This is a genomic window from Rectinema subterraneum (assembly GCA_009768935.1).
Taxonomy (GTDB): domain Bacteria; phylum Spirochaetota; class Spirochaetia; order Treponematales; family Rectinemataceae; genus Rectinema; species Rectinema subterraneum.
Window position 1 is genome coordinate 1 of the sequence record WESA01000089.1, and the last position, 4,570, is coordinate 4,570.

The 4,570-nt window shown below is 31.9% G+C and carries 3 protein-coding genes; all 3 read left to right on the plus strand.

Translation table 11 applies throughout. The annotated features are described in order from the left end of the window. Positions 1–1,302: 1,302 nt before the first annotated feature. The gene (locus GAP13_RS12645) at positions 1,303–1,593 is read left to right on the plus strand and encodes a hypothetical protein (protein WP_158908651.1); all 291 of its coding nucleotides are present in this window, start codon (positions 1,303–1,305) and stop codon (positions 1,591–1,593) included. Positions 1,594–1,754: 161 nt separating this feature from the next. Continuing rightward, positions 1,755–3,098: a hypothetical protein gene (locus GAP13_RS12650; protein WP_158908652.1), complete on the plus strand. Its 1,344-nt coding sequence runs from the start codon at positions 1,755–1,757 to the stop codon at positions 3,096–3,098. 157 nt (positions 3,099–3,255) lie between these two features. Continuing rightward, the gene (locus GAP13_RS12655; RefSeq protein ID WP_158908653.1) at positions 3,256–4,386 is read left to right on the plus strand and encodes a protein kinase family protein; all 1,131 of its coding nucleotides are present in this window, start codon (positions 3,256–3,258) and stop codon (positions 4,384–4,386) included. Positions 4,387–4,570 lie beyond the last annotated feature (184 nt).

The following is a 4,570-nucleotide window of genomic DNA, read 5'->3' on the forward strand; positions in this document are numbered from 1 at the left end:
AAACCAGGGAATTCCTGTTGATAACGAGGGGGAAATCCTCATGATAATTCCAGGGAAATTCAGTTGACATTAAACAACAAGCAAGACGCTCTTTCTATGACCTTACCTTTTGGAAAAATAATATGATTGAAATGCGTGCTTTTTTGGTTTTCTCCTCATCTATTTCCGATATTTCCGAAGGCGTCTTCTCTCCTGGCATTTTCACAAACAAAAACAAAACCCATCCCCACGCAAACCCCAAAAAAGAAGCAACAATCATCACCCCCTTTTTTGTGTGCGCCTTCGCCAGGCGCTCAGTTTCTCGTTTCTATGAATAAAACCTATTCTCTTTAGCCTGTTCCCAGGTTGAACAGGCTGCACACATTTCTTAGCTTTCTGCTTCGCAAAGAAAGCATATAGTGGTTTTGCGCCTGTTTCGTCATGTGCGAATAGAGGTGCGAAGGCGCACTCGATCCGGAAAGTTATTGAGAAAAAAGAAAAAAAGCATATTTCATGAACAGAAAAGACACGATAGAATGACAAAAGACCATTTCTCAGTATAACAATCGCTTTGAGCCGACTCGGCGGCTGTCACGTGGTTTGCGGAATACCAAAGCAGCCTAAAATTGTAGCTATGCAAACCGCGCGCCAGGGCTTCCGCCTCGCGGCTCAAGCGCACGTTAGCCAGACGGAGCAAGCGCGGATTAAAAGAAAAGGTTATATTAATGATAGATATATATGATCTTGAGAAAGTATTGGTATCAAAAATTTCATTTAAAAACTTGATTGATCTTAGAACGAAGAAATACCTTATGGACATAAATTACCCAAGTCTATATGTTTTTTGGTTTAATAATTATGATGGCGCTATTAAAAACTTAAAAAGAAACTTTGTTATTAAGAAACCTGGTAAGTTCGAAAATAATTTATGCTGAAATTAGAATTCAGAAGAAGATAATATCTGTTTATATGTTGGTAAAAGCTACTATCTAAAAACTTCTTGATTTGCATTTATTACTTAAAATTTATATGAATCGCAAAGTAGTTATTTGATTAAAAAGACAACAAGTTGTCAGCTTAGGTCAGGTTTTGAGTATCTATACCAATCTGTAAAAGACATTTATACATTTAATGCCCTATCTGTACGTATAAATGTATCACTAATTAAAGAAGATAATTTTGTGAAATGATTCTATATGGAGGATTTCTTAATCGGAAATTTATTACCCTTGTTTAATGTTGATTCTGAATGATAAACTACAAGTAAAAAATAGCGTATTGTTAATACGCTAAATTTATTTCTTTCTTTTCAGGAGGACAATTATGAAAGTGAAGAACATTAACGGAACAAGTGATAATGCTTGTAAATGTGGTTCTTGGCTCAAACACTGGTTGAATTACAGTGGGCAGTCTCTTCCGAATTATTGTCCAGAGAAGTCTTGTACAAATAAGCCTGAGGTTGGAGCCCATGTCCAAAAAGATTCAGCAAATGACAGTTCATGGTATATAATACCCTTGTGCAAGACCTGCAACGCAAAATATGGCCAGGCGATTGAAATCTCAGATTCAATTAAATTGGTATCAGCTAATGTTAGTTTGACGTGCGGAAAATAATTATTTAGAAAATTTTGGCTAACAACTGCTTTAACCTGATTCGCCTATTGTCACGGTTCTTGCTTACGCAAGAACACGTGCCAATGACGGCTCACAGGTTAAGCAAATGTTAGAAAGGTCACTTTGTTTATAAGGTACTGATTCACTTCAGGTAGTATAGAATGGCTATTAAAGAAAAAAAGCAACGGTATTTTGAATATTTCACATATTTAAAAACCAGCATTAATCTAGCCTATAGGCCATCCAAATTATTAGACTATTCATTAAAACATAGTTTTACTACATTATTATTTAATTCAATAACACTAATTTCTATATTCTCATTGACTATTGTTATTGTACTAGCACTATTTAATAGTGAGTATTCCATAGAAAATCAGATTAAAATTTCATTTGCTATGTTTCTTATATCTCTTCTATATCTGCCAGGGGTTCTAACTTCAATATTATTTAAAAATAAAATTTTAAAAACAGCATTAAAAGCATCATTTTTCATATGTATAAACATAATAGTTTTCTACCTATCCATACCAATATTTTCATTAATAATATTTTTTAAGTCAGAAATATATTTCTTTTATTATGCTTATCTATTTTTATGTATAATAATCTTTTTTATATACATTATCATACTCCCTATTTTATATAGCAAAGGTAATAATCATAGAATTATTAATATTCTACTTTCAATAGTAATTGCATTAAGTTTCAATATATCTGTAAGTTTCATAATTAAAAATCAAAATAATAATATAGCAGAAAGTATAGATCCAATATTTTATGAGCTAAGAAGCAATAATTTGTTAGAACGGTCTAGGTATGATTATCTCCAAGATACAGGGAATATTATAATAAATAGCGTAAATAAATATTTAAAAAATGATAATATAAAATATCTTGAAGAATTAGGCCTAGAAGAAAAACCACTGTTATTATTAAAAGAAAGCCTTTTAGAATTAGAAAAAAAGATTCATTTCAGAACAAACAAGCAATTAATAACAACAAGTATTGAAGCTGCCGATATTTTAAGAAATATTATCTCTCAAACATCAAGAATTACAGAACTTTCCGATGAACTACCTCAATCAATTCAAAAAGGAATTGCTTATATCAATGATGGAAAAGAACTGATAGAAAAGAATCAAAAAATAGTAAATGAAGATATGACAAAAATTAATACAATACTTGATAAAATCAATAATCATCTTAAAGATATTACCACAACTGAATACAATCAGATGTTAAAAGAATCAACAAAACTTAATAATGATATTATAAATATAAATTTAGATATTAAAAAAATAGATGCATTGCTAAAAAATGCAGATGCAGAACTTGAAACGACAGATCAATATATTGAATATTTAAATAAGAAAAATAGTGTAATAAAAGAAATAACTATTCTTATAGAAGAATATGAAAAAAATATTAATGATAGAATAAAAGCAGTAAAGAAAATAGAGCAAATATATAAATTAAAGAATGTATTTTATTTCTTTCCTTAAAATGACTTTCTAACACTCGCTTTGAGCCGACTCCGGCGGCAGGCATGCAGTTTGCAGTGACGAATGAAGCAAAGCATAGCAGCGTGGCAAACTGCCCGCCACGCTCGCCTCGCGGCTCAAGCGCACGTTAGATTGATTTTTCTCTAGTGAGGGTAAAATGGAAAATGACGTAATCAAGTTCATACGCCAAAAAGATTATACCTTTATCAGAAACATCGGACGTGGGGCAACTGGCGCCGCAATTCTGTTGAAAGATGAATTGATAGATCAGCTATTTGTATGTAAAAAATACCAGCCAGCAATGGGAATTGAACCAGCTGAGTACTATAGCAAATTCGTAAATGAAATAAAAATGATGTACTTGTTGAATAATCGAAATGTTGTGCGTATATACAATTATTATTTATATCCCAAACAATATACTGGCTACATCTTAATGGAATATATAGATGGTAATAGCATTGGCGATTATATTTCAAAAAATCCGGAAAAAATCGATGACATTTTTATTCAAACAGTTAATGGATTTTATGAACTCCAGGAAAATGGAATTCTTCATAGGGATATTCGAGATAGCAATATCATGGTTTCTTCCGAGGGTATTGTCAAAATAATAGATTTTGGTTTTGGGAAAAAGATCGAATTTGATTCCGATTATGATAAAAGCATTAGTTTGAATTGGTGGTGCCAAACTCCAAATGAATTCAACGACGGTAGATATGATTTTAAAACTGAAATTTACTTTGTTGGTAAATTGTTCGAAAAACTTTTACTAGATAACGGACTTTCTAACTTTAAGTATTCGGACCAGCTTAAAAAAATGATAGCTCCTGATCCCGAAAATAGAATAAGTTCATTTAAGGAAATATTCTCTGAAGCAATATTGAAAAATGATATGGAGAATATTTTTGAAGAAGATGAAATCGAAATATATCGCAGTTTCGCTAACGGCTTGAGCGCGATTTATGCAAAAATAGAAAACTCTGCAAAATACGAAAAAGATGTCGAACTGATAATTAGCAAAATGGAAGAATGTTATAAAAAGAATATGTTAGAACAAGAAATAATTGATAGTAATGACTTAGCTAAAATATTCGTGCAGGGCGCTTACACATACTATAAGAAAAGAACAATATATTTATCTTGCCTAAAAAATTTTCTACAATTGCTAAAGGGCGCATCAAGTGAAAAAAGAAGAATAATAATGCTAAATATTGAAAATAGGCTAGATGCAATTGAACATTATAGAAAACCTGAAGATAATTTTACTGATGATATACCATTTTAAATAGTACAATCTAACAACCGCTTTAACCAGACTCGCCTGTTGTCACGGTTTGTGCTTCGTCACTTCGTTCCGGCACAAACCGCGCCAAGTGCCGGCTCGCTGGTTAAGCGCACGTTCGGTTGACGCTTAGGGCACAAAAAGTATTGACTATACGTATATCATTCATTATAATTATACGTATAGG

Bases quoted from the DNA above. Each gene is read 5' to 3' on its own strand.
- GAP13_RS12655 (WP_158908653.1), top strand. From the start codon at position 3,256: ATGGAAAATGACGTAATCAAGTTCATACGCCAAAAAGATTATACCTTT.
- GAP13_RS12650 (WP_158908652.1), top strand. From the start codon at position 1,755: ATGGCTATTAAAGAAAAAAAGCAACGGTATTTTGAATATTTCACATAT.
- GAP13_RS12645 (WP_158908651.1), top strand. From the start codon at position 1,303: ATGAAAGTGAAGAACATTAACGGAACAAGTGATAATGCTTGTAAATGT.